We start from the raw sequence: 25,442 nt of genomic DNA on the forward strand, positions 1-25,442 counted from the left end.
ATAATATAGTTATAAGTAAAGAAAGGATTTAAACATGTATGATTACAAAAATAAAAAAGACTTATATATATCTTAAGGAAATACAAAAACTATACAAAATCAATGAACATAAAGAACTAGTACACATAATAAAAAAACTAATAAATGATAATAAAATAAAACCAATAAAAACCTCAGATCTAACACCTCAGCATGAGCAATTATATACAAAATATAGAATAATAAAACAAGAAACCGAAGAAGATAAAAAAGTATTAGAAGAAATAAATTACAAAATATGTGATAAATTAAGTATAGATTATTATAGAAAAAACTTAATAGACTACAAAAATCATAGAGTTGCAATAATGGATTTAAATAGTTATCTTATTAAAAAATCTGGTAATCTATCAAAGAAAATATCAATTAACGAAAGATCTTATGAAATATTCGAGGATGAGAAATTCATAAGTAGTAAAGTAGGAAAAGAAGTACTAAAAAACTTAAAAATAGATCTAATAAAGGATTTAAACGTATATAAGACACCAGAGCCATTCATATATTTATCAATAAATCGTGTATCTCCACAAAAAATATTAATTATAGAAAATAAAGACACTTACATAACAATAACAAAAATGCTATTAGAGGGCAAAGAAATACTTAAAAATAAAATAGATACTGTTATATACGGAGAAGGAAGAAAAATAATCAACAGTATTAAAGGATTAAAGGAAGATATAACAATTGAATATCTTACAAATAAAGAAAATGAATTTTTATATTGGGGAGATATAGATAAAACTGGATTATCAATATACTATTCTCTAAAAGATACCAATGAAATTAACAATATAAGATTATTTGAAGTTGCTTATGAGCGTATGATAGATAAAACCAAGGAAAATACCTTGAGGAATATCCCTAAAAATCAAAAGGATAATTTTGAATGTGGATTAGAAAATATTAATAATCTAAAATTAAAAGAAAGTATTAAAAATATTTTAGTACAAGGAAAATACATACCTCAAGAAGCTCTAAATAGATTCGACTTGGAGGAATATAACTAATGGAAATGATTAATATTTTAGGAGGCTACAATAAGAGAGTAAACTGTATAGGATCTTATTATCTTATTGCAACTATTGCTAACAATAGAAATAAATTTAAAGAATTTAACAACATTCAATTTTACAATTTATTAATTCAAGTTTTGTGTTATATATTTGATAGATCTCTTAGAAGAAAGCACTGTTTAAGAGATGATATTGAGGATTTTATTGAAGAAATAAATAGTATGGATTATAAAATAATGCTTTCAGAGGATGGCTTAAAGGATTTAGCAAACTATATAATTAATGGATTAACCAATAGTGGTAAAGTATATCTATTTACCTACTATTCTCTAGAACAAGAAAAACATATAGATGAAAGTATTAAAATTATAGAAGATAAAAATGTAAAAATAAATAATCAAGAAAGACTATCTTACTCCTTAACAACAGAGGGTTATAGATTGTTGTTATCAACAAAAGAATATGATGAGCTATTCCAAATTCAAATATCACAAATGATTGCAAAGTTAAGGATAGAAAAGGGTGATTATCAAGGTGCAAAGGAAGATATTTACGATATAATAAATACCTTAGAAATCCAGCAACAGAAAATTGATAACTATATAAAAATAATAAAAGTAAATATACTATACATAAAAGAAGAAAAATATTCAACAGTAATAGATACAACTGTAGAAACACTTTTAGAAGAAATGGACAAATATGAAGAATTAAAAAAAGAAGTAAAACTATTAATCAAAGATAAAGAGGACTACTTGGAAAAGGATGAGGATATAGACAAAGAGAAGATAAAAAATATAAGAATTCAACTATTACAAATGAAAGAATTAATAGATGGAATAGTTTTAGCAAAGTCTACAGCTACAAATTTGTTATCTAGAGTTCAAGATTTTAGAGAAGAATTTAAAGAAATACTAAAAAAACTATTAACAATGCCAGTACTTAAAAGATTCAATTTCAAGGAAGAAATCTTAGATAGACTTGAAAAAGACAGTGATTTTTTATTAATAATAAGAGAATTATATGTATCTTTATTTAAAGTAGAGTTGCCAAATCTATTTAATATTGGAGTGGCATACCAAGAACAAAAGCTATTAAATACTAAAGAAATTGAAAATGAAATAATTAATGAAGAAGAGTTAGAAATTATTAAGAATAAAGAGAAGGAAGAACGTATAAATTATTGTGAAAATTACTATTTTGATTTTTTTAAATACTTAACTAAATATGGACTTGGAAAAGGACAATTTACATTAAAAGAATTTCTAAACAATTATCTAAAATATGGTAAAGATATTTACTTAGAAATAACTAAAGACTCCAAATTAATGAGAGATATAATAATGTACTTCGCTAATCAAAGGGAAAGCATCGATATCAAAAAAATAATCAAAATGTTAGAAAATAGTACCTTCTCACCAAGTACAGATTTTCAAATTGAAAGATTAATAGAACGTTTATCAATAGAAGATTTTGAACTATTAAATAGCTTTAGCTATATTAAAAGTAATAAAATATTTGAAGATGAAATTAAAATAAATACTGAAATAAATTTTGAAACTATGATGGCAATTAAGCTAGAAATAGAAAATATAAAATTCGAAATAATCTAAATATAAGGGGAAATACAATGAATATATCTTTAAATGATTATAAAATAGCCAATGAAATATTTTATAGATTGCTTAAAAAAAGTGAGTTAAAAGAAAAAGAAGCTAAAGAATTATTTTTAGCTTATATAAATAACAGTAATGTAAGGTACGCTCTAGAGGCAATTTGTGAAGTATCTAAAATAAAAATAATATTAATTTCAGATACGTTATACTTAATACCAAATAATGACAATGATATTGTTGGATTTGACTATAGGAAAGAATCTTTATTAGGGAAAGATTTAAAAGATAGCTATTTAGGATATTTGATAATGACAATAATATTTTCTGAATTTACAAATGGGGTAGCACCAGCATCATATATTCAAGTATTAAACTTGCTGGATTTAGTACAAGAATCCTTAGAACGTTCAATAGCTCGTGATAACCTAGAAGAAATAGAAAAATCATGCGAGTTTAATATAACTATCTTAAAGAACTATTGGGAAAGTAAAAGAAAGTGGGACGAATCTAGTAAGAAAGGAATAGAAACAACATCAGCGGATTTCCAAATAGGCTTTATTAGAAAAATAATTAATTTCTTAAAAAATGAAGGCTTAATTGTACACATTGAGGATGAAGATAAGATAAAATCAACTAGAAGATTTCTTGATCTTATGAATAATTATTTTTTAGATGAAGAAAGGAAAGTATTAATAGAAAAACTAGTTTTAAGAAAAGGGGAAAGTATTAATGCCAGTAATTAATAAATACAAAATCATAAATTTTAAATATGGTATGGGACAAGAAAGAATACTTAGCAACAGAACCATGGAATTATATGGAGAAAACTTACAAGTAGAAGCAGAAAATACAGCAGGTAAAACTATGAGTATTCAAACTATCATACAAAGTATTTGTCCACTATCGGATGTAGCCAAACCATTTACTGCAATATATAATAAAAAAGAACCATTATACTCAATGACTGAATGGTTGCTAGATGATGGTAAAACATTATTATTAACGGGAATAGGATTTGAGAAAAAGGCTGGATTATCTAAAGAAGAAGGGAAAGAAAAAAAGGACGATTTATACAAATACTTTATGTTTATTATAGAAGAATCTAAAGAAATGGATGTTGATATAGATAATATACCTTTATTAAACAACAATGACAAAGGTATAAGGATAGTACAATCTTTAACTGCCTCACAAGACTATGTAAAAATGCTAAAAGACAAATATGGAAAAAACAAAGTACACTTCTTTAATAATTACTCAAGAAAACAACATAGAGAAAAATTAGAAGAATACGGAATTAACCAAAGTGAATGGAAAGAAATTATTATAAAACTTAATAGTAATAACAAAGAAGGTGGACTATCAGACTTTGTTAAAGAACATAATACTTCAGAAAAACTTATAAGGGATAAAATATTACCTTTAATAGAGACAAGCTTAACAACAGAAGAAGTAACTCCAATATTGCAAATTAAGGAACAAGTAAGAAAGTGCATAAATAATATTATAGACATAAAGGAAAAATTATCGGATTATGAAAACTATAAAGATTTAAATATTAGAGTTGAAAGCCTACAAAATAAAATAAATGAGATTCTATCCATAGAGGAAGATAAAAATAATGTATTGGGAGAATTAGCTAATCTATATGTACATATAGAAAATAAATGCAATGAATTAAAGGAAGAAATAAAACAGTATGAAAAAATGAAAGCATCAAAAGAAGAGGAATTTAAGGTAGTAGAATATGAAGAAGATAGCTATGAGTACTTCAGAAAAGAAAAAGAGATACAAGATACTCAGGTAGAATTTGATAAGGCTAAAAATGAATTAAAGAATAAAATAGAAGAATTAGAATTAGATGAACAATATTTAAATATATCAAAGTTCAAAAGAAAAAAGAAGGAGCTAGAAGAAGAGGAAAAAAATAAGATAAAAAAAGAAAGTGAAAAACAAAGAAAAGAAGTAAGTCAAGAAGAAATAACAGCTGTTATAAATCATCTAGGTAGCAGTATTCATTATTGTTTAAAGGAAGAAAGTATTATAAATAATGAAAAACTTAAAGAAAATGCAAATAACAATATAGCCATACAAGAAAAAAAGAATCAACTTAATGATGATAAAAGTAAACTCACAAAAGTATTGATAAATGAAAATTCAGAGATTAAAGCTACAGAAGGAAAAGAACGTGATTTTAATAATCAACTACATGAATTTAAACTTAATAACAATGATATTAGAAACTTTATTTCTAATAATTTTTTAGGCGAAGTAGTAGATTATACTAGCTATATAAATCATTTAAATAGAGAAATAAAATTAATAGAAGAAAATCTGGAATCAAAAGTCATGAAAATAGAAGAATCAAATAAACTTAAAGATGATATAAATAAAACTATAAATAATCTTAAATTAAATAATAATGAATTTGGTATAAAACTACAAGTATTAAAAGCTAGAAAGAAAGATATAGATAATTTTAAAGAAGAATATAAGACCATTAAAACAAGATTTGAAATAGACAGTGAATTAGATAACTCCACTAAACTATATAAAGAGATAAAACAAGAGCTTAATAAAATAGAGCTTCAAGTACAGGACTTAGAAAATAATAAAAAGCAATTAAAAAAAGAGCTAGAAACTTTACAAAATTATAAAGATATAATTTTCGAAAAAGAAATATTAACAGAACTGGAAATAAATGAAATAAAACCTATTGAAGGTATGAAATATCTATTAACCTTAGACGGAGATTTAGAATACAAAAACAATCTCATATCTAAAAATCCATTGCTACCATATTCTATAATAATTACAAATAAAGAGTACCAAAAACTGAAGCAAATAAACTTAAAAAATAAAACTAAAATCTCAATGCCTATATTTGTAAGAGATAACATAGAAGATACTTTTATAACTATATCTAATAACCTTGTAATTAGTAATGGATTAAATATGCTATCTTCTTTCGATAACAAAGCTTTAGATACTGAAAAAAGAGAAAAGGATATAAATCTAATCAAAGAACAAATAAATAGTATTCGAGATAAAGTGGAGAAATATAAAGCAGAAATTGAAATATTAGAAGAATTTAAACTTCTAACTAATAAAATTGATTTTACAGCTGAAGATTTATCAATAGATGTGAAAATTGAAAACTATAAAGAAACTATATTTGAAATAAACAATAAAATTAAAAGTAATGAAAATAATGAGAAGAATTTATCTAATGAAATTAAAGAACTTTACGAAAATAAAGAAGAGTTACTAAAAAATGAGAATATATTATTTAATAAATTGAAGGACATTAGAAATATACAAGATACATATTCTATAATTTTAGAAAATAAAAATAAAATAACTGAGTTAAAAACAAGTATTGAAAAAATCGAAGAAGAAAAAAAAGTTATTGAAAAATCAATAAAAGATATTGATGTTAATATATTTAATTCAGAGTTGGAAAAAAATAGTATAAATAGGCATATAGATGATACAGAAAGCAAGATAAATAAATTTAAGATTTATGAACCTGTTAAACTTGAAAATGCTAAACTAGAAGAATTAGAAATAAAATACAAGAAATACTTAGAAGACCCTACAAAAAAAGAGATTGAAACATTAAATTATGAAATCTCAGTTTGCTTAAAAAAAATAGAGAGTAGTACTATAGAGTTAGAAGAATTTAGGCAATTTATTACTATTGATAATTTTGAAAATATACCTATATTATTTACAATAGAAGAACTTAATAAAAGAATAGTTTTAAATAAAAGTAAGGTTGAAGAATTAAAAGAATTTAAAGATATTATTAAAAGTGATATAGATAAAAATCAAGGTTCATTAAACACTAAAAGGGAGGAGATACTTAAAAAATTTAATGGAAAAGAACCTTTATCTACTAGCTTAATAGTAAACTTTAATTTTGAAAAAAGAAAAAAAGATATAAAAAAAGATATAAAGGATATTGATGAAATTATAGAATGTAATAAAACTACTTGTCAAAATCTAGAACAGGAATTAAGAGACTTAAAGAAATATAAGGTAGAAGGAAAAGCTATAACCTATCAACCTGAAGATGTTTTTATTGAAAGTAAAAAACTACAATCAAAGCTGCAAAATATTGAAGACAATTTAATTAAATTCATAAAGAACTATGAAAATACAATATTAGAAATAAAAGAATTTAATTACAAGCACATGGAAAAATACAAAAACTTTATAGAAACTTTAAATGTAAATAAAGAGAATTACTCTCGCCAAAAAGAACAAGTAGAAATAGTATTACTAGTTATAAGAGAAGAGATAAGTAAATTAGAAAAACATAGCGAACAACTAAGAAAAGAAAAGACTATAATATCAAGACAAATAAAAGATTATGTTGTGGATTGTATTGATGAATTTAAAATCATAAATAAACTTGGTAAACATAAAGGACAAGCACTATTCAATGTAGCACTACCTAAAGCAGATAAAATAGAAAATAGTTTGAATTTAGTGGATATACTAATGTATGAAATTGTAGAAGAAGCAAACCTGAGTGATGTTGAACAAAAAATAAATACCTTTTATATTTTAAATAGAATTCTTAATATAGGGAGAATTCCTGTATCAGTTATAAAATATGAAATAAATAGAAATGAAACTATAAAGTGGAACTCTATTAATAACGAAACAACAGGAGGACAGAGATTTTGTATCTCCTTTATTGTGACAATATTATTGATGGAATATAAAAGATATGATAGAAATGCAATAATTGATGAAAGTAAATATAAGGGTAAGGTACTACTTATGGATAATCCTTTTGGAGAAACGTCGCAGCAAGATTTCCTTAAAGAAATATTTGAACTTGCTAAAAAATTCAAAGTTCAAATTATATCTTATACTCATGTAACAAATGCTTCTATAAGAGCGATGTTTAATAAGATTTATTTAATGACAGTTGAAAAAACTACTTCTAATAAAGAATTTGTGGATATTAATGAGATTAAGCAAAATAAAACTGATGAATCAGTAGGTATGAGTAAATTTTATATAGGTAATAAAGAAGAATTAATTCAAGAGGATATATTTAGTTTAATATAAATAACAAGTAAACAAATAAAGTGATTACTATCAGTGATGCAGATAGAAGCTGAATTGCTTTGTGACTCAGTATGAGCCCTGAGGTAAAAATTGTGTATAAATGTGAAAAATTAAATTGTGGGTATTATTCCTGCGATTCGTCTCTACTAATTTTGAAAAAAGAGTGATGAAATCTTTGGAAATACTAGTCTTTATTGACTGGTATTTTTCATTTTGGTGATTAAATCCACCAACTATACTCCAATCACAGAAAAAGAGATCTTTCTGAGAAGCTACTAGAAATATTTAGAGTATATATGTAATAATTTTTATTTTTAAAAATCCCATATCTAATCAAGGTTTTAATTAGATGCAAGTTCATTTATTTGATTATTTAAATCAGAGTAGTCTATATTATTATTCTTAACTATAAAATTTGATAAACTATAAAATAAAGTATCTTCTACTTTGAATTTATTATCTTTAAATATATCTTTGTATTTATCGTTAAAGAAACTCTCCAATATCCTTCATTAGCTCTAGAAGTATATTCTTCAACTAAAATTTCACTAATTGTAGTGTTTGAGTTATTCATATGTGCCTTATAAATATCTCCAGATTTTTTTCTATACCTTCATCAAATTCTCTATCCTTAATCTCTATATCATTTTCTTTAAATAGTTTTTCTACTTGAGGTAAGACTTCTTTATTTAACTTTTCCATCTTTTCTAAAGTAAGATTAGATACGCTTTGAGTATTAGATGGCACTTGAGCTATTTTATTACTCTTATTTTCATTATTGTTATTATTTGTTGATTAACATCCTATAGTTAAAGATGTTGTTGCTACCAATAAAAGTGCTACTATGTGACTTTTTGTTATTTCCATAATAAAACAAAGAGATTAGCTTGCGATAAATCAAATATACAAGAACTAAGTTTATGTAAACATAAGATTAACATTAAGATGTTACACTCATACCAGAGTTAAGGATTAGCTCTAAAGCCTAACACTTATCAAAGTAAACATTAAGATGTTATATTGGTGATTAGAAATACAAATATAAGATAAATTACGGAAAATATTAAAGTGCAATTATATATTTACAGTACTTTACAATACTTAAGGAGGAATATTATGAAAAAACCAAAAAAACTTATAGTTATAGCGGCTATTACAATAACTCTAGCAGGGTCGGGGGCATACATAGGGCTTAATAAAAATGCAGAGGCAAAACAACAACAGCAAATGAATGCAACAATGAACACTCTATCAGTAGAAAAAGGAAACATAAAATCAGTTGTATCAGCTGGAGGAAAAGTTTCTTTAATTAATGCAGATGGAAACAATCCAAATGCGATTAAAATAACTGTATCAGTAAATCAATATGATATATCTCAGTTAGAAGTAAATCAAACGGTTGAGGTAAATGCAAAGGCATTTCCAGGTGAAACTATAAAAGGAACTATAACTGAAATATCTAACAAAGCAGAAGAAGGAGAGAGTCCGACATACAATGTAACTGTGGCAGTTTCTAATCCGATACTTGAAGTTGGAGAAAGTAAATACGAAGAAATAAGTGTAAGAAAAGGACCATCTAAAGAATATGGAAAAGTAGCTAAAATAGAAAAAGGAGATAAATTCCACATATTAGAAAGAAAAGGAAGTTGGATGAGAGTTAAACTAGAAGACAACACACAAGGGTGGATACAAAAATATGGAGTTAAGTTAGAAGGAATAGATAAAAAAGATGTAAAAGTAAAAATAGCTAGCAATGATACAATTCTTAGAAAGAATAATGCATCTAATAGTAAGAGTCTTGGGAAATTATTGCAAGGTGAAGAAGTAACAATTCTAGATAAAAAAGAGAATTGGTATAAAGTTGAAACTAGTGACAAAACTACTGGATGGATTTTAGAAAATAATTTAACTATACAAAGTCTTAAAGATGGTATGTCTGTAACAGGTACAATCATAATAAACGAAAAAAATGATGTAATAAAGATTCCTGTAATGGCTGTTCAAAAAGATGAAAAAGGATACTTTGTTACTACTTCAAGTACAAAAGAAAAGAAATACATTGAAACAGGAATTACGGATTCAGAATATATAGAAGTTACAAAAGGACTTTCAGAAAATGAAAGTATAAGTATACAGTCATTTAAAGGTCCTGTTGAAAATTCAGAGGCAGACTCAGGCTCAATGATGGAAAAATCAATAGGATAAGAGAGGTGATAATATATGAGTGATTATGTAATACAAGCTAAGAGCTTAGTGAAATCATACAGCATAGGCGATGAAAAAATAACTATATTAAAAAAGGTTTCACTAGATATTAAAAAAGGTGAATTTGTATCTATAATAGGTCCATCAGGTTCGGGTAAATCAACTTTTATGAATATTATTGGTTGTTTAGATTTAGCTGATAATGGTGAATACGTACTGGACGGAAAAAGTATAACATCACTAAGTGAAGATGAGTTAAGTGCTGTAAGAAACAAGACAATAGGATTTATATTCCAAAGTTTTAACTTATTAAATAAATTATCAGCTTTAGAAAATATAGAACTTCCTCTTATATACCAAGGTAAAACTCCTAAAGAAAGAAGAAAAATAGCACTAGAATGTCTGAAAAAGGTTGGACTACAAGATAAATTAAATAATAGGCCGAATCAATTATCTGGAGGGCAACAACAGAGGGTAGCAATAGCAAGAGCTCTAGCTACAAATCCACAAATACTTCTAGCTGATGAGCCAACAGGAGCACTAGATAGTAAAACAAGTAAAGAAATACTTGAAATATTAGAAGGTCTAAACCAAGAAGGTAAAACTATAATTATGATAACTCATGACATGGATATAGCAAGAAATGCTAAAAGATTGATAAGAATTAGAGATGGTGAAATTTTTGAATAGGAGGTGGCGTATATGAATATTTTCCAAATAATTAAGATGGCATTAGGAGAAATCAAAGCTAATAAACTACGTTCATTTCTTACTATATTAGGTATATCAATTGGCACGGCCAGTGTAATTTTATTCGTTACAATATCTATAGGTAGTAAACAAAGTATGTATAAAAATTTTGAATCAAAGCCACTAGATTTAATAACTGCAAGTGTATATGGAGATAAAAAAATAAATGAATTTGATATAAAAGTATTAAAAAGTAGTTCGAATGTAAAAGAAATATCTCCAGAAATAAGTGATTCAGTAACTGTGAGTTACGATAAAAAAGATAGTAAAAAAAGTATAGTTGGAACAGATGAAAACTATTCAAAACTAAATAACACTAAAATTAAGAGTGGTAGATTTATTATGCCAATTGATAATGATAAATCAACTAAAGTTGTAGTATTAGGTAGTAAGGTTTCCAGTGAATTATTCCCTAAAGGAGATGCACTTGGAAAAACAATAAATATTAAGTCTATACCATACAAAGTTATAGGCGTATTAAGTAAGATTGATGAAACTTATAATAGCCCAGAAGATGATACTATATATATGCCTTATAAAACAGCACAAATTGTTTTAGGAATAAGTGACATATCTAAATTAAATGTACAATCTACTTCAAATAATAGTGTTACAAATACAATGGATGAAATAAAAGCTCACTTTACTAGAAAAGGTATGGCACCAAACGATTCTTATGTATCAAGTAATAAAGAAATGATAGATTCAATGAAATCAATGGATGCTACTATGAACCTAATGGTAGGAGCAATAGCAAGTGTATCTTTATTCGTAGCAGGGATAGGTATAATGAACATGATGCTAGTATCTGTAACTGAGAGGACGAAAGAAATAGGTATAAGAAAAGCTTTAGGGTCTCCTAGAAACTTTATACTAGTACAGTTCTTAGTAGAATCTCTTACAATAAGCTTAATAGGTGGAATAGTAGGATCTTCAATAGGTATACTTGGGTCATTCCCAATACTAGGAACAATGGGGGCTGAGCCTTATATAGCATGGAATGTGGTATTTGCTGCAGTTGGATTTGCCATATTTATGGGAGTAGTATTTGGAATATCCCCTGCAAATAAAGCATCTAAGTTACAACCAATAGTAGCACTTAAATCAGAATAAAATTATACATCAAATAATTTGTTAGATAATTAATCTATTATTTAGCAAATCTAATAAATATTAGTTTTATGAAAAAGGTAATAAAATAAAAAATATATAAAATAAAAGGAGAGAAAAAATGAAATTTAATAAGAAATTTACAGCAGCAGTAATAGTATCAATGGTAGCTCTTAGCGTAATTGGATGTGAAGGTAAGAAGGAAATAAATAATACACCAAAAGAAACAGAGCAACAGAATAATTTACCAAAACCAAGCGAGGAACAAGTAGAAAAAGGTCTTGAAGATGGAACAATAGGACGTGATCAATAAAAAATATATATGACTACATAAAATACTTTAGTATAATGTATAAAATAAAAATAAACCCAGTAGATAATAACAAAATATTGGGTTTATTTTTATTTTATATGATTAATATTTAATAAAAATCAGTGGTATACTTATCTTTAATATACAAAATAGGTACACTTATAAATAAAGTTAACATTACTTATTATATAATAAGTAGATGGATATTTTATAATCCCAACTAATAAGCTTAAAATATATAAATATATCGCCAACACGTTGTTAAAGCAACAGATGCAGTCGTTGTCGATATGAAATAGAGTATCTACATATGGCTTAAACGAAGCAAGCTTATAGCTTCTTTACATATAAAGATGAAATATGTTCAAAGAAAACGTTGACAAAATATGTCTAATGTTTTATCATAATAATTGGAATTAGGTAGTAATTGTTTAAGTACAAGCTAAGCTTATTCATTAATAATAGCAGTATCCTTGGAAGGATTGTGCCCATTATTATGGATAAGCTTTTTTTATGCTCAAAAGGAGGATAATCATGATAATTAATAAGATATTAAATAATAACGTTGTAATCACATTAGATGACAATGATGAAGAAATTATTGTCATGGGTAAAGGCATTGGTTATCAAAAATCAAAAGGCGATTTAATAGATAAAACTAAAGTAAACAAAGTATTTAGGATATCAAATAAAGAAATATCAAATAAGTTACAAGAATTACTTAATAATATTCCTATGGAGCACATGAAATTATCAAGCGAAATTATAGAGTATGCACAAATAAAGTTAAACAAGAAATTAAATGAAAGTATTTATATATCATTAAGTGACCATACATATTCTGCAATTCAAAGAATGAAAGAAGGGATAAACGTAAAGAATGCAATACTTTGGGAAACTAAGAGATTCTATAAAGAAGAGTTTGAAATTGGAATGAAAGCACTTGATGTTATTGAAAGCAAAACAGGTGTAAAATTACCAGAAGATGAAGCTGGATTTATAGCCTTTCATATAGTAAATGCTCAGTTAAGTGAAGGTCATACCTTGGCATCTGATATTACAAAGTTAATACAAGAAGTACTTAGTATAGTTAGATATCATTTTAGAATAGAATTTCATGAGGATTCTGTATTTTATTATAGATTTATAATGCATCTGAAATTTTTTGCCCAGAGATTACTTTCAAATAGTGTGCATGAAGGTGAGACAGATAAAGAATTATTAATCATTATTAAGTCTAAATATAATAAAGAGTTTGAATGTGTAGTTAAGATTAAAAATTTTATTAAAAAACAATATAACTACATATTAACAGATGATGAACTTATATATTTAACAATACATTTAGCTAAAGTAGTTAAAGATTCAAATATGTAAGATGAATAATTTTTCAGTAGTATATAGTAAGAGTTATTGAAAGGAGTGATACTAACAAAATTATACCTATGGTTGGATGGTAACATTGAGTTGGCCAAACCTTCAAATTTCAAAAAATTTATTTAAAAGAAATATGGAGGAGAAAATGGGAAAATACAAACAATTAGCACAAAGCATAGTAAAAAATGTTGGTGGAAAAGAAAACATTAGTGGATTAGTACACTGTATTACAAGATTACGTTTTAATTTGAAAGATGAAAGTATAGCAAATGATGATGTATTGAAAAATATGGAAGGTATTGTTACTGTAATGAAAAGTGGAGGACAATATCAAGTAGTTATAGGAAATCATGTTGAGGCTGTCTATAAAGATATAGTTGAAATAATTGACTTAGATGACTCAAGTACAAATTCAGAAAATAAAAAATCAGGTAGTATGCTAGATAAAGGTATAGATATAATATCAGGGATTTTTCAGCCAGTACTAGGAATAATGGCAGCCTGTGGGATGTTAAAAGGATTTAACGCTTTATTTGTAGCAATGGGATTATATAGTGATATATCTGGTGGATATATGGTAATAAATGCAGCAGGAGATGCATTATTTACATTCCTTCCTTTATTTTTAGGATATACTTCAGCTAAGAAATTTGGGCTAAAACCAATGTTGGGATTAGCACTAGGAGCTGCAATGTGTTATCCTGCGATACAAGGTAGTAGTATATCAGCAGGTGCAGATGTGATGTACACTTTATTTAAAGGAACAATGTTTGCATCACCAGTATATATTGATTTCTTTGGACTACCAATGATATCAATTGATTACACTGGGACAGTTGTACCAATTATATTTATAGTGTATTTTGCATCTAAGTGTGAAAAATTATTTAGCAAGATTGTTCCAGACTTAGTTAAGTTTTTCTTTGTGCCAATGCTTACATTATTAGTAACAGTACCTGTTGCACTTATAGTTATAGGCCCTATAGCAACATTTGGTTCTACACTTATTTCGCAAGTTGTAATTTCGATAAGAGATTTTAGTCCACTATTAGCAGGTGCTATAGTAGGGTTCACTTGGCAAATTCTTGTTATTTTCGGTATGCACTGGGGATTCATTCCTGTATATATAAACAATGTTATGACTTTAGGATACGATAATGTCATGATGCCATTCTTTGCTTGTACATTTGCAAGTTCAGCAGTTGTATTAGCAATATTCTTCAAGACTAAAGACAAGAAGTTAAAAGAGATGGCAATACCAAACTTTATATCTGGTATATTTGGAGTTACAGAGCCAGCAATTTATGGAATATTATTACCTTTAAAGAAGCCATTTATAATAAGTTGTATTGCTAGTGGTATTGGAGGAGCTTTTTATGGATTCTTTAATCTTAGAAAGTTTATAACTGGAGGGATGGGAATATTCGAACTTCCAGCAATGATTGAACCAGATGGAGGAATGGGTAACTTAATAGTAGCTCTTTCTGGTATAGCTATATCAATGGTTGTAGCTTTTGTATTAACTATGGTTTTATATAAAGAAAAGGAAGCAAGAGAAGCTAAAGAAGTAAAAAATAATGTAAAAGAGGAAACAAAAGAGGTTAAGTCTGCTAAATTAGAAAAAGAAATAGTAGTAAGTCCTATAAAAGGTGAAGTCTTAAATTTAAGCGATATAGAGGATGCTGCATTTGCATCTGGTGTACTAGGTCAAGGTGTAGCAATAATACCTAGTGATGGAAAAGTAGTTGCACCAGTAGATGGAGTGGTTACAACCTTATTTCCTAGTCTACATGCTATAGGAATTCTTTCAGATACAGGTGTTGAAGTGCTTATTCATATTGGATTAAATACTATTCAGTTAGAAGGAAGAGGTTTTGAGGCATGTATAAAGCAAGGTGATAGAATTACAAAAGGTCAAACGATATTAAACTTTGATATTGATGCAATAAAAGAGTCAGGGTATAGTGTTGTAACTCCAATTGTTATTACAAATTCATCACAATTTTTAGATGTAGTAGAAACAGAAAGTAAGAGTACCGAATTAGAGGACAATCTGATTACAGTTATATTTTAGTAAAAAACTAAGGTATTAGCATAGGTTAATGCCTTAGTTATAATTTCAGGAGGCTTAACTATGAGTTTTAAAAAAGATTTTCTATGGGGAGGGGCTACTGCAGCTAATCAATGTGAGGGCGGATATAATAAAGACGGAAGAGGATTAGCAAATGTAGATGTATGTCCAATAGGAAAAGATAGAACAGCAGTTATTACAGGAAAATTAAAAATGTTTGATTTTGATGATGAGCATTATTATCCAGCTCAAACTGGTATTGATATGTACCATAATTATAAAGAAGATATAAAGCTATTTGGTGAAATGGGATTTAAAGTATATAGAATGAGTATTGCATGGAGTAGAATATTTCCAAAAGGTGACGAAGAAACACCAAATGAAAAGGGGCTTCAATTTTATGAAAATATATTTAACGAATGTAAAAAATATGAAATAGAGCCACTAGTTACTATTACACATTTTGATTGTCCAATGTATTTAATTGAAAAGTATGGTGCATGGCGTAATCGTAAAATGATAGGTTTCTATGAGAAATTATGTAATGTTATCTTTAGAAGATATAAAGGCTTAGTTAAATATTGGTTAACTTTTAATGAAATAAACATGATTTTACATGCTCCATTTATGGGTGCTGGTATTTGTTTTGAAGAAGGCGAAGATACTGAAAAGATAAAATATCAGGCGGCTCATCATGAACTTGTAGCTAGTGCAATTGCAACTAAAATAGCACATGAAGTTGATTCAAATAACTTAGTTGGTTGTATGTTTGCAGCTGGAAGTGTATATCCTTATAGCTGCAATCCTAATGATGTATGGGAAGCTACAAAGTTAGATAGAGAAAATTATTTCTTTGTAGATGTACAATCTAGAGGAAAATATCCTAACTATGCATTAAAGTATATGGAGCAAAAAGGTATTACACCAGAAATGGAACCTGGTGACATTGAATTACTGAATAAATATACAGTAGATTTTATTTCATTCTCATATTACAACAGTCGTTGTGTTAGAACTGATGAAAATGCAGATGATGTAGCTGAAGGAAATATATTTACATCTGCTAAAAATCCATATCTTTCATACAGTCAATGGGGATGGCCAATTGATCCATTAGGTCTAAGAATTACATTAAATCATGTATATGATAGATATGAAAAGCCACTATTTATTGTAGAAAATGGATTAGGTGCAAAAGATATAGCTGATGAAAATGGTTATGTAGAAGATGATTACAGAATTGATTATTTAAGAGAACATATAAAAGCGATGTATGATGCAGTTTCTATAGATGGTGTAGATTTATTAGGTTATACTACATGGGGTCCTATTGATTTAGTAAGTGCTGGCACAGGTGAAATGGAAAAGCGTTACGGATTTATATATGTAGATAGAGATAATATCGGTAATGGAAGTTTGAGAAGGACGAAAAAGAAAAGTTTTGAATGGTATAAGAAAGTAATTGCTTCAAATGGTGAAGATTTATATTAAATAAGAAGAATATAAAAATAATAGTGGTATAATTTTTTCTCTGTAGCAGGATTAACGAAGAGATTTACTGAAAAGAGAGAGATAATTTATTTTGTACCAAGAGATGAAAAAGGCGAGCTTAAATTCTAGGCTTGTCTTTTTTTATTAAATATAACTTATAATGCTTTAAAATTTATGAAAAACTTATTCAATAGATATATTAAAAATTCAATGGTAATCAAATTCTTTACCAATGAATATAAAAAATATCTTCGTGTTATAATAGTTTAAACTAATGAACGAAAGGTAGATGAGTGCATATGAAATATCAACATATAATTGAAGTTAATAAAGACCTTTGTATTGGATGTGGACTTTGTAAAAATGATTGTCCAGTAAATAATATAAGTATAGAAAATAAAAAATCAGTAATTAAAAAGCAAGACTGTCTAATGTGTGGACACTGTGCAGCAATCTGTCCCAAAGAAGCTATTACACTGACAGGATTTGATGAACCACCTATAGAACTTACAAATAAGCCAAACTTAGACTCAGATGAATTACTAATGGCAATTAAATCTAGAAGAAGTATCCGGAAATTTAAAGATAGAGAAGTTTCTTCAGAAATTGTAAAGAAAATTATTGAGGCAGGTAGATACACACCTAGTGCTAAAAATTCACAAGATGTATCATATATTGTTTTGGACAATAAAAAAGTAATGTATGAAAAGGAGGCAGTGAGATTTTTTAGAAAAATCAAACCTATTGCAAATATTGCTGTTAAATATTCAAAGGAAATTGAGATTGATGATAACTTTTTCTTCAAGCATGCTCCTATTGCAATAATGATAATTACAAAAGATAAGATTAGTGGTTCACTTGCAGCATCTAATATGGCACTAATGGCAGAATCTTATGGTCTGGGGGTTTTATTTAGTGGATATTTTTCAGATGTAGCAAATAACTCACCAAAGTTAAAAAAGCTTCTAAGTTTAAAACACAAGAATCATGTTCTCACAACGCTAGTTATTGGATATCCAGATGTTAAATATAGACGTACTGCACAAAAAGAGGCAGCAAGTGTTAGATACTTATAAGATATGGAGGATTTTATGGAAAAAGAATGTCAGCAAAGAATAGAAGAAATAACATCTAAATTTAAAGACTGTCGTAAAGCTATTTCTGCTATGGGTGATGAAACTAGACAGTTAATTTTAATAACACTCTTAGAGAGTGACTTCAATGGTATACGAGTAGGAGAAATTACAGAAAAAACACATCTTTCTCGCCCTGCTGTATCTCATCATCTTAAAATATTGAAAGAAGCAGAAATTGTTAATGTACGTAGAGAAGGGACTAAAAACTATTATTATCTTGATTCAAAAAAATCGCAATGGAAATCACTAACAGAGCTAATAAATCTTATATTTGTTGGAATACAAGATATTGGTGAAAATGATGTAAGAAAAGGTGAGTAAATCAAAGTGATTTAGCAAAAAGGGGTTGTCGCACTAGAAAATAGTGCTACGCCCTTTTTTGTAAGTTTAATGTTTGTAATTAAATAAATTATTAAAATTAACAACTTATTATTTTAAAGTAGTATTAGTCATTTTTATGATGGTTAATACAATTTGTTAGCCATTTTATAGAACCTTGCTCCCTGATAATAGCACCATCAAGAACTATATAATCACCAAAATCATTGCTATAAAGAGGAGGCACTTCACTATAACGTTCCATTTGACTGTATAAGAATTTAATCCTTTCTTGGTGTTGAAACAACTGATGCTCTAATAAAACAAGCCTAGTGTCTATATCTAAATTATTAGAAAAGTACATTTTAAGACGGAAAATATCTTTTTCAAGCCATTCTAGAAACTCATCTTTTCCTTTTTCTGTAATTTTATATATTTTTTTCTAATACATCACCGCTAATTTCAATATACACATTATAATAAATGATTTTCTTATAGAGATATTCTTCAAGCCTAAACCACAAAGCCCTATTGATTTTACAGATAATTAGTTTAGTTCTAGTTTCACTAAATTTACTATAATAAGCAATAGACATGATTATGTCTTAAAGCCATTTAATGATACAATATTAAACTCATTAAATAATAATGGATATGATGTTATTTCAATAGGTAAAATTAATGATATTTTTGTCATTTGAGCTTTTCAAATAGAATATGCCATTTTAAATCAAAGAAACCTCATAGCTATCAAGTATAACTTTTTTATTCTCTTGTGTCATAAATTTATATTACTATAATTTAAGAAGATATGTAATTTAAACAATAAAGTCATATAAGAAAAAAATATATAAATACATACATGAATGTTAAGATTAGTTGATAGAATTTAAGCAATAAATCTAATACTATAAACATAGGAGGTATGAAAAATATGATTAATACGAATTTGAAAAGACTAAGAAAAATTCATCAGTACACACAAGAGGAATTAGCTGAAAAACTTAATATATCTAGACAATCAGTAGCAAAATGGGAAAATGGCGAATCTACTCCTGATATAGATAGTTGCATTAAACTTGCAAAATTGTACAATGTCAAACTAGATGACTTAGTTAATCATTCAGAAGAAAAAACAGGTATTGTAATACCACCTAAAGGAAAATTTTTCTTTGCAGCTGTCGTAGTTGGTGAACGTGGTCAGATTGTTATTCCAAAAGAAGCAAGGGATGTATTTAATATAAATGCAGGAGATAAATTATTGATACTAGGAGATGAAGAAAGAGGATTAGGAATTGTTCATCAACGTGATTTGATAAATTTTATAGGTCATATGGGGGTAATAGGTAAAGAATAATAATTTAAAAAAATTATAAAAGGATGGATAAAATATGAGTAAAATAGTATTTTTTAGTATTCCTGCATATGGTCACACTAATCCTACAGTTGAAGTAGTTCGTGAATTGGTAGATAGAGGGAATAAGGTATTGTATTATCCTTTTAATGAATTTAAAGATAAAATTGAAGGTGCTGGAGCAAAATTTATTTGCTGTGATAAATATCTTCCAGAATTACATCCTGGAGACGAGAAAAAAATTGGGAAGGATTTTTCTGGGTTAATTGAGATGATAGTAGATACTACTATATCTTTTTTATTAGTATTAATTATAAGTATTGTAGGTATAACAGGGAGTGTTGTATATAACAATTACTTTAAACCATGGAAGGATGCTGAAATATATATTAATAAATATATGGTAAAGCAAGATATTTCAGAAGATAATATAAAGAGTATTACAAAAGAAAAAGCAAAGAAAGCAAGCTACAAAGGAATACTATACAGAGTATATTACAAAGATGACCCTCAATATGAATATCAGTATTTTTATAGTGATGATTATTATGCTCTATATGTAAATAAAGTTATGTTACAGATTTATGATATGGAAAATAATAATAAACTTTTAAAAAGCAATGAAGAATTAAAAAGTGTGAAGCATCCACCAATTTATCTTAAAGATGATAGGGATAGATAGGTTCATGACAAAATAGGGGGATTTTTATGGAAATTTACTTGAATATAGTACTATCACGTTTAAATAAAAATAAACTTAGGACTTTATATACTGACATAGAATTTATAGTCACTAAAAATTTTTGTAGTATTTAAGTATAAAGTACATAGTGATATAAGAAGATTAAGACTAATTTTAAAACTATAAATTTGCAATTTATTGTCAGAATATATTGACAAAAGTAAAGTTTGAAATTATAATTTATATCAAGAATAGTTTGACAAAATAAAAACTAGTGACTTTATATTTTAGTAAATTTATTTTTTATTGTTAATTTAAGAATAATTTAGGACTACTATAGACATATAGTTTATCATTGATTTAATATGACAAATAATTGTTATTCCTAGGAATACGATTTCTAAAGTCGCTAGATATAGTCTAATTTAAAGAGGGGGGAGGTATTAGCAGATACAAATTTGTACCTAAAGAAGACTTAAAAGAAATAATTAAAATAAGGTATCTTTTAACAATAGTAATAGGTATGTTATTAATTTATATTAGCTATTTTAAGAATAATTTAAGACGTATATAAAGCGTAAATTATATATCTAATATTAAATAAAGACAAGTCTTCCAACATGTATATTAAAATTGAAGATAGTTGTAGTACAATTCTGCATTTATAAAATAATGTAGAAAGTCAAAAATTGAAAAGAAGTCTAGTAAATTAATGATTATGGTAAATATTTAAAAAGTTAACTATAAGTTATATTTATTTAGATATTTTAGGAATAATTTAAGACGTATAAAATATCATCAAAAAATATCAAACTGTGCTATATGTAGTTAATAATAACCACAGAATATACATTTTATAATTATTGTTTTATTGATAAAAAATTATTATATTTAGGAGGAAACAACAATGGAAAATTTTTGGAATCCGCTTACTTGCTTTACTGTATGTGTAATGATTTATGCTTTTAGTGAGTTTTTATCTAAGAAAACAAAAGGTGCAATTTCAACATTGCTATTTGTATGTATTATATTTTTATTAGGATTTTGGACTAATATTCTACCAAAAGATGTTACAGGAGCATCGGGGATATTAGCTGCGATGAGTAACTTTGGTATAGCATTATTAATAACTAACTTAGGAACACTTATAAACCTTGAAGACTTATGCCATGAATGGAAAACAGTTGTAATTGCATTAGTAGGTATTGTAGGCATAGCGGTTGGTTGTTTCACAGTTGGTAGTATGTTATTTGGTAGAGAGTATGCTTTAATAGCAGCACCTCCAATAGCAGGTTCTACTATTGCTGGTATTATTGTAACAACGGTTGCAGAAGCAGCAAATAGACCTGAACTTGCAGCATTTGTAATTCTAGTATTGTCATTTCAAAAATTCTTTGGTATTCCTATAACAACATATTGTATAAATAAAGAATTAAAATTTAAAAGAGATAGGGGAGATTTCTTAAGGGATGAATCAAAAAGTAATTTTAAGCTTCCAAGTATGAGAATTTTTAAAGAAGAGTCAAATAAAAAATCATCTACATTAGTATATCTTGCAAAACTTTCATTTGTTGCTATGATTGGTAACTTTATAGGCTTGGCTACTCTAATATCAGGATTTACTCCTTCAAACTATTATTTAAATCCAAATATAGCATGTTTGTTAGTAGGGCTAATTTTTACACGAATAGGATTTTTAGAAAAAGGAATTTTAGATAAATCTCAATCTAATGGGATTATAATGTTTGGTTGTATGTTAATGTTACCTGGAGGACTTGCTAAGGTAACTCCAACAGCACTATTTGCAATGATTGTTCCAACTATAGGAATACTAGTTATAGGAGCTATATTCATAATACTATTTACTGCAATTGTAGGAAAGTTATTAGGATATTCTCCAAGAATGTCAGCAGCGATTGGTGTAACTTGTATGCTTGCTTATCCAGCAACACAGATAATTTCTAATGAAGGTATTGATGCTATGGAAGGAACTGTAGAAGAAAAGCAAAGGGCAACAGATTATTTATTACCAAAGATGATTATAGGGGGATTTGTTACTGTAACTATTGCTTCAGTGGCATTTGCTAGTATAATAGGTCCACTTATATTTGGTTAATATGAAATAGATTTATGGGAGGTAAAGTTAATGATAGGAAGTATATCTATAAGAGAGATAGATGAAAAAAGACTTAAACTTGATGATTTGAGTAAGAAAATATGGAAAAATCCAGAAAAAGCATTTAAAGAGTTCAAAGCATGTGAAAATACAGCAAATTTTCTAAGAAGTGAAGGATTTGATGTGGAAGTAGGGGTAGGAGGTTTAGCTACAGCTATTAAGGCTAGTTTTGGCTCAGGGAAACCAGTTATAGGTTTTATGGGAGAGTTTGATGCATTACCTGGTTTAAACCAAAAAGTTTCAACAAAGCAAGAAGCATTTGAATTGGGAGCTTGTGGTCATGGATGTGGACATAATTTATTATGTACTGCGCATGTAGGAGCGGTAATAGGACTTAAAAAAGAAATGATAGAAAATAATTTAAGAGGAACTATAGTTTTTTATGCATGTCCAGGAGAAGAACAATTAACAGGTAAAGGATTTATGGCTAGAGGCGGTGCATTTGAAGGTCTAGACTTAGCTATAAATTTCCATCCAAATAAAATTAGTGAAGCTACAGTGGGTATATCAACAGCTGTTAATTCTGTAAAATTCCATTTTAAGGGGATAACTGCACATGCAGGGTCAGACCCTCAAAATGGAAGAAGTGCTTTAGATGCTGTAGAACTTACTAATGTAGGAGCTAATTATCTGAGAGAACATGTTACTTCTGATGTAAGAATTCATTATACTATTACAGATGGAGGAGTAGCACCTAACATAGTTCCTGATAAAGCATCAGTATGGTATTACACAAGAGCTTTGAGTAGAGAAGCTGTAGAAAATACATATGAAAGACTTATAAAGGTAGCAAAAGGAGCTGCAATGATGACTGAGACTGAGGTTGAAGTAGAGTTTTTAGGAGGATGCTATAATACTTTAAACAATCATGTTCTAGCAAATCTTGTGTCAGAATGTATGGATGATATTACACAAGAGCCTTGGACTCAAGATGAATTGGATTTTGCAGCTGAATTAGATAGACAAAGCCCACAACAATATGAGGCTATGATAAGTAAATATAATTTACCAGAAGGAACTCACCTATATTATGGAGGAGGAAATGTTACGAACTTTAATAGCTATGGCTCTACTGATATTGGAGATGTAATGCATATAGTTCCTACAGCATACTTTTTTACAGGATGTACAAACATAGGTGCACCTGGGCATAGTTGGCAGTTTACATCTTGTGCAGGAAGTTCTATTGGAGAAAAAGGTATGATATATGCAGCAAAAATTATGGCTATGTTTGGAGCTAAAATATTAAACAATCCAGAGATAGCTAAAAAGGCAAAAGAAGAATTCGATAAATCAATGAATGGGAAAACATATAAGTGTCCTATTCCAAAGGATATTCCTACTCCTTAAAAGATATATAAAGTTTAAAATACAGTTTAATAGACAATAACTTGAACTACTCCACCTTAATTACCTTCGGTAATGTTTGAAGGTGGAGATTCATATTCGATAGCACTTTTGCACTAAGCATTCATAGGCTCTAAGGGCTGTTCCATCCCCACTAATCTTAATCCTTCTTTTAGTATATTTATGCTGGCATTTATATCTCTGTCATTCTGTGTATGGCACTCTGAACAAACCCACTTTCTAAGTGATAAGTTTTTTACATCTTTATTTCTATGACCACATACACTACATAACTGACTTGATGGATATGTATTTCCTATTACAGAAATTAATCTCCCATACCAAGTAGCTTTATACTCAAGTAACCTTCTAAATTCATACCAACTAACTTCACTTATTGCACCTGCTAATTTATGATTCTTAATCATATTACTCACTTTCAAATCTTCTAAACAAATTATTTGGTTTTCTCTAATTAGCTTAGTTGATATTTGATGTAGGTAATCTTTTCTTTGATTAGCTATTCTTTCATGTATCTTAGCTACTTTAATTCTTTGCTTATTCCAATTATTACTGAACTTCTTCATCTTTGATAATCTTCTTTGTTCCAATTTCAATCTATAGTTAGCTTTTCTTAACCATTTAGGATTGTTAAATATGCTTCCATTAGAACATATTGCAAAATCTTTTAAGCCTAAATCTATGCCAATATACTTATTAGATTCTTCTAATTGTTTTATGTCAACCTCACAACACATACTAACAAAATATTTACTTGTAGGTGTTTTTGATACAGTAACATTTAATATTCTACCATTTATATTTTGAGTCACTTTAGCCTTAACCCATTTTAATTTTGGTAGCTTAATTAGATTATCCTTAATAATTATATTATTATTTACACACTTACTTTCAAAACTTCTTTTAGGGTTTCTTTTACTTTTGAACTTTGGAAATCCTTGATTATTACCCTTTTTAAATTCTCTAAAGAAGTTTTTATGCACTATATAAATCATCAATAGTAGCTTGTAAGCTGGTTGAATCAACTTCTTTAAGCCATTCATATTCTTTTTTAAGTGATGGAAGTTTTTTAATTAAATCATACTTTGAATGTGATTTACCTTCTTTTTCATAGCATTCTTTTTGAAGTGCTAACATATGATTATATACAAATCTTGAACATCCAAAAGATTTTTCTATTATTTCTTTTTGAGTTTGATTTGGATATATTCTAAACTTAAAAGCTTTCATCTGTATCATTTCTTCACCTCCTTTTAATTTATATTACAGGTTTACATCTCCACCCTACTTACGTTGAGGATGGAGTATTTCGCCTATCTTTGATAAAATGTTTTT

Annotated in this window: 20 protein-coding genes and 2 pseudogenes; 18 read left to right on the plus strand and 4 right to left on the minus strand. The window is 27.5% G+C overall.

Annotated elements, in window-relative coordinates:
- Positions 1–38: 38 nt before the first annotated feature.
- Genes KGF48_RS08895 through KGF48_RS08910 form a run of 4 tightly spaced genes read left to right on the plus strand, consistent with a single transcriptional unit; the run spans position 39 to position 7,756 of the window.
- The gene (locus tag KGF48_RS08895) at positions 39–1,049 is read left to right on the plus strand and encodes a Wadjet anti-phage system protein JetD domain-containing protein (RefSeq protein ID WP_227867945.1); all 1,011 of its coding nucleotides are present in this window, start codon (positions 39–41) and stop codon (positions 1,047–1,049) included.
- Positions 1,049–2,668: a hypothetical protein gene (locus KGF48_RS08900; RefSeq protein ID WP_227867946.1), complete on the plus strand. Its 1,620-nt coding sequence runs from the start codon at positions 1,049–1,051 to the stop codon at positions 2,666–2,668. The genes KGF48_RS08895 and KGF48_RS08900 overlap by 1 nt, the downstream gene beginning before the upstream one ends.
- Positions 2,669–2,685: 17 nt before the next feature.
- Positions 2,686–3,414, plus strand: a complete 729-nt coding sequence (locus KGF48_RS08905) for a DUF6063 family protein (protein ID WP_227867947.1) — start codon at positions 2,686–2,688, stop codon at positions 3,412–3,414.
- Positions 3,401–7,756: a hypothetical protein gene (locus tag KGF48_RS08910; RefSeq protein WP_227867948.1), complete on the plus strand. Its 4,356-nt coding sequence runs from the start codon at positions 3,401–3,403 to the stop codon at positions 7,754–7,756. Before KGF48_RS08905 ends, KGF48_RS08910 begins: the two co-directional genes overlap by 14 nt.
- Positions 7,757–8,198: 442 nt before the next feature.
- Here KGF48_RS08910 and KGF48_RS20300 read toward each other — a convergent pair whose 3' ends face one another.
- Positions 8,199–8,330, minus strand: a complete 132-nt coding sequence (locus tag KGF48_RS20300; RefSeq protein WP_255642503.1) for a hypothetical protein — start codon at positions 8,328–8,330, stop codon at positions 8,199–8,201.
- Entirely contained in the window at positions 8,327–8,503 is a 177-nt protein-coding gene (locus KGF48_RS08915) for a hypothetical protein (protein WP_227867949.1), read from the minus strand. The genes KGF48_RS20300 and KGF48_RS08915 overlap by 4 nt, the downstream gene beginning before the upstream one ends.
- Before the next feature lie 369 nt (positions 8,504–8,872).
- On the opposite strand from KGF48_RS08915, the gene KGF48_RS08920 reads away from it, so the two are divergent.
- The 9 genes from KGF48_RS08920 to KGF48_RS08960 all read left to right on the plus strand — a co-directional run bounded on the left by KGF48_RS08920 (position 8,873) and on the right by KGF48_RS08960 (position 18,530).
- Positions 8,873–9,961, plus strand: coding sequence for an SH3 domain-containing protein (locus KGF48_RS08920; protein ID WP_227838983.1), 1,089 nt, complete (start codon positions 8,873–8,875; stop codon positions 9,959–9,961).
- Positions 9,962–9,976: 15 nt separating this feature from the next.
- On the plus strand, positions 9,977–10,651 hold the full coding sequence (locus tag KGF48_RS08925; RefSeq protein ID WP_227838982.1) for an ABC transporter ATP-binding protein: 675 nt from the start codon (positions 9,977–9,979) through the stop codon (positions 10,649–10,651).
- A gap of 12 nt (positions 10,652–10,663) precedes the next feature.
- Positions 10,664–11,824, plus strand: coding sequence for an ABC transporter permease (locus KGF48_RS08930; protein ID WP_227867950.1), 1,161 nt, complete (start codon positions 10,664–10,666; stop codon positions 11,822–11,824).
- Positions 11,825–11,942: 118 nt separating this feature from the next.
- Positions 11,943–12,134, plus strand: a complete 192-nt coding sequence (locus KGF48_RS08935) for a hypothetical protein (RefSeq protein WP_227830286.1) — start codon at positions 11,943–11,945, stop codon at positions 12,132–12,134.
- A 534-nt stretch (positions 12,135–12,668) separates the two neighbouring features.
- Entirely contained in the window at positions 12,669–13,511 is an 843-nt protein-coding gene (gene licT, locus KGF48_RS08940; RefSeq protein ID WP_227838979.1) for a BglG family transcription antiterminator LicT, read from the plus strand.
- A gap of 145 nt (positions 13,512–13,656) precedes the next feature.
- Entirely contained in the window at positions 13,657–15,585 is a 1,929-nt protein-coding gene (locus KGF48_RS08945) for a beta-glucoside-specific PTS transporter subunit IIABC (protein ID WP_227867951.1), read from the plus strand.
- Between the two features lie 60 nt (positions 15,586–15,645).
- Positions 15,646–17,073, plus strand: coding sequence for a 6-phospho-beta-glucosidase (locus KGF48_RS08950; protein WP_227867952.1), 1,428 nt, complete (start codon positions 15,646–15,648; stop codon positions 17,071–17,073).
- A 299-nt stretch (positions 17,074–17,372) separates the two neighbouring features.
- Entirely contained in the window at positions 17,373–18,149 is a 777-nt protein-coding gene (locus KGF48_RS08955; RefSeq protein ID WP_227867953.1) for a nitroreductase family protein, read from the plus strand.
- Between the two features lie 15 nt (positions 18,150–18,164).
- Positions 18,165–18,530 (plus strand): ArsR/SmtB family transcription factor, encoded by a 366-nt coding sequence (locus KGF48_RS08960; RefSeq protein ID WP_227830281.1) that lies wholly within the window; start codon positions 18,165–18,167, stop codon positions 18,528–18,530.
- A gap of 124 nt (positions 18,531–18,654) precedes the next feature.
- On the opposite strand, the gene KGF48_RS08965 is transcribed toward KGF48_RS08960, so the two are convergent.
- Positions 18,655–18,891 carry a hypothetical protein gene (locus KGF48_RS08965; RefSeq protein WP_255642504.1) on the minus strand — a complete coding sequence of 79 codons (237 nt, stop codon included), beginning with the start codon at positions 18,889–18,891 and terminating at the stop codon, positions 18,655–18,657.
- Positions 18,892–19,461: 570 nt separating this feature from the next.
- Between KGF48_RS08965 and KGF48_RS20640 the strand changes: the two are divergent.
- The 5 genes and pseudogenes from KGF48_RS20640 to KGF48_RS08995 all read left to right on the plus strand — a co-directional run.
- A pseudogene (locus tag KGF48_RS20640) lies at positions 19,462–19,644 on the plus strand (helix-turn-helix transcriptional regulator); the annotation flags it as partial.
- Between the two features lie 30 nt (positions 19,645–19,674).
- Positions 19,675–19,884 carry an AbrB/MazE/SpoVT family DNA-binding domain-containing protein gene (locus KGF48_RS20645; protein WP_413894797.1) on the plus strand — a complete coding sequence of 70 codons (210 nt, stop codon included), beginning with the start codon at positions 19,675–19,677 and terminating at the stop codon, positions 19,882–19,884.
- Between the two features lie 34 nt (positions 19,885–19,918).
- Positions 19,919–20,563: a DUF3139 domain-containing protein gene (locus KGF48_RS20650; RefSeq protein WP_413894794.1), complete on the plus strand. Its 645-nt coding sequence runs from the start codon at positions 19,919–19,921 to the stop codon at positions 20,561–20,563.
- Positions 20,564–21,470: 907 nt separating this feature from the next.
- Positions 21,471–22,679 carry a hypothetical protein gene (locus KGF48_RS08990; protein WP_227867954.1) on the plus strand — a complete coding sequence of 403 codons (1,209 nt, stop codon included), beginning with the start codon at positions 21,471–21,473 and terminating at the stop codon, positions 22,677–22,679.
- A 30-nt stretch (positions 22,680–22,709) separates the two neighbouring features.
- Positions 22,710–24,089, plus strand: coding sequence for a M20 family metallopeptidase (locus KGF48_RS08995; RefSeq protein ID WP_227838973.1), 1,380 nt, complete (start codon positions 22,710–22,712; stop codon positions 24,087–24,089).
- A 113-nt stretch (positions 24,090–24,202) separates the two neighbouring features.
- On the opposite strand, the pseudogene tnpB reads toward KGF48_RS08995, so the two are convergent.
- Positions 24,203–25,346: pseudogene (gene tnpB, locus KGF48_RS09000) on the minus strand (IS200/IS605 family element RNA-guided endonuclease TnpB).
- Positions 25,347–25,442 lie beyond the last annotated feature (96 nt).

The sequence above is a fragment of the Clostridioides sp. ZZV15-6388 genome, from assembly GCF_020657755.1.
Lineage (GTDB): Bacteria > Bacillota > Clostridia > Peptostreptococcales > Peptostreptococcaceae > Clostridioides.

Coding starts and splice junctions, on each gene's coding strand:
- KGF48_RS08995 (WP_227838973.1), top strand. CDS start 22,710: ATGATAGGAAGTATATCTATAAGAGAGATAGATGAAAAAAGACTTAAA.
- KGF48_RS08935 (WP_227830286.1), top strand. CDS start 11,943: ATGAAATTTAATAAGAAATTTACAGCAGCAGTAATAGTATCAATGGTA.
- KGF48_RS08990 (WP_227867954.1), top strand. CDS start 21,471: ATGGAAAATTTTTGGAATCCGCTTACTTGCTTTACTGTATGTGTAATG.
- KGF48_RS08895 (WP_227867945.1), top strand. CDS start 39: ATGATTACAAAAATAAAAAAGACTTATATATATCTTAAGGAAATACAA.
- KGF48_RS20300 (WP_255642503.1), bottom strand. CDS start 8,330: ATGAATAACTCAAACACTACAATTAGTGAAATTTTAGTTGAAGAATAT.
- KGF48_RS08945 (WP_227867951.1), top strand. CDS start 13,657: ATGGGAAAATACAAACAATTAGCACAAAGCATAGTAAAAAATGTTGGT.
- KGF48_RS08955 (WP_227867953.1), top strand. CDS start 17,373: ATGAAATATCAACATATAATTGAAGTTAATAAAGACCTTTGTATTGGA.
- KGF48_RS08925 (WP_227838982.1), top strand. CDS start 9,977: ATGAGTGATTATGTAATACAAGCTAAGAGCTTAGTGAAATCATACAGC.
- KGF48_RS08930 (WP_227867950.1), top strand. CDS start 10,664: ATGAATATTTTCCAAATAATTAAGATGGCATTAGGAGAAATCAAAGCT.
- KGF48_RS08965 (WP_255642504.1), bottom strand. CDS start 18,891: ATGTACTTTTCTAATAATTTAGATATAGACACTAGGCTTGTTTTATTA.
- KGF48_RS08960 (WP_227830281.1), top strand. CDS start 18,165: ATGGAAAAAGAATGTCAGCAAAGAATAGAAGAAATAACATCTAAATTT.
- KGF48_RS08950 (WP_227867952.1), top strand. CDS start 15,646: ATGAGTTTTAAAAAAGATTTTCTATGGGGAGGGGCTACTGCAGCTAAT.
- KGF48_RS20650 (WP_413894794.1), top strand. CDS start 19,919: ATGAGTAAAATAGTATTTTTTAGTATTCCTGCATATGGTCACACTAAT.
- KGF48_RS08900 (WP_227867946.1), top strand. CDS start 1,049: ATGGAAATGATTAATATTTTAGGAGGCTACAATAAGAGAGTAAACTGT.
- licT (WP_227838979.1), top strand. CDS start 12,669: ATGATAATTAATAAGATATTAAATAATAACGTTGTAATCACATTAGAT.
- KGF48_RS08905 (WP_227867947.1), top strand. CDS start 2,686: ATGAATATATCTTTAAATGATTATAAAATAGCCAATGAAATATTTTAT.
- KGF48_RS08910 (WP_227867948.1), top strand. CDS start 3,401: ATGCCAGTAATTAATAAATACAAAATCATAAATTTTAAATATGGTATG.
- KGF48_RS08920 (WP_227838983.1), top strand. CDS start 8,873: ATGAAAAAACCAAAAAAACTTATAGTTATAGCGGCTATTACAATAACT.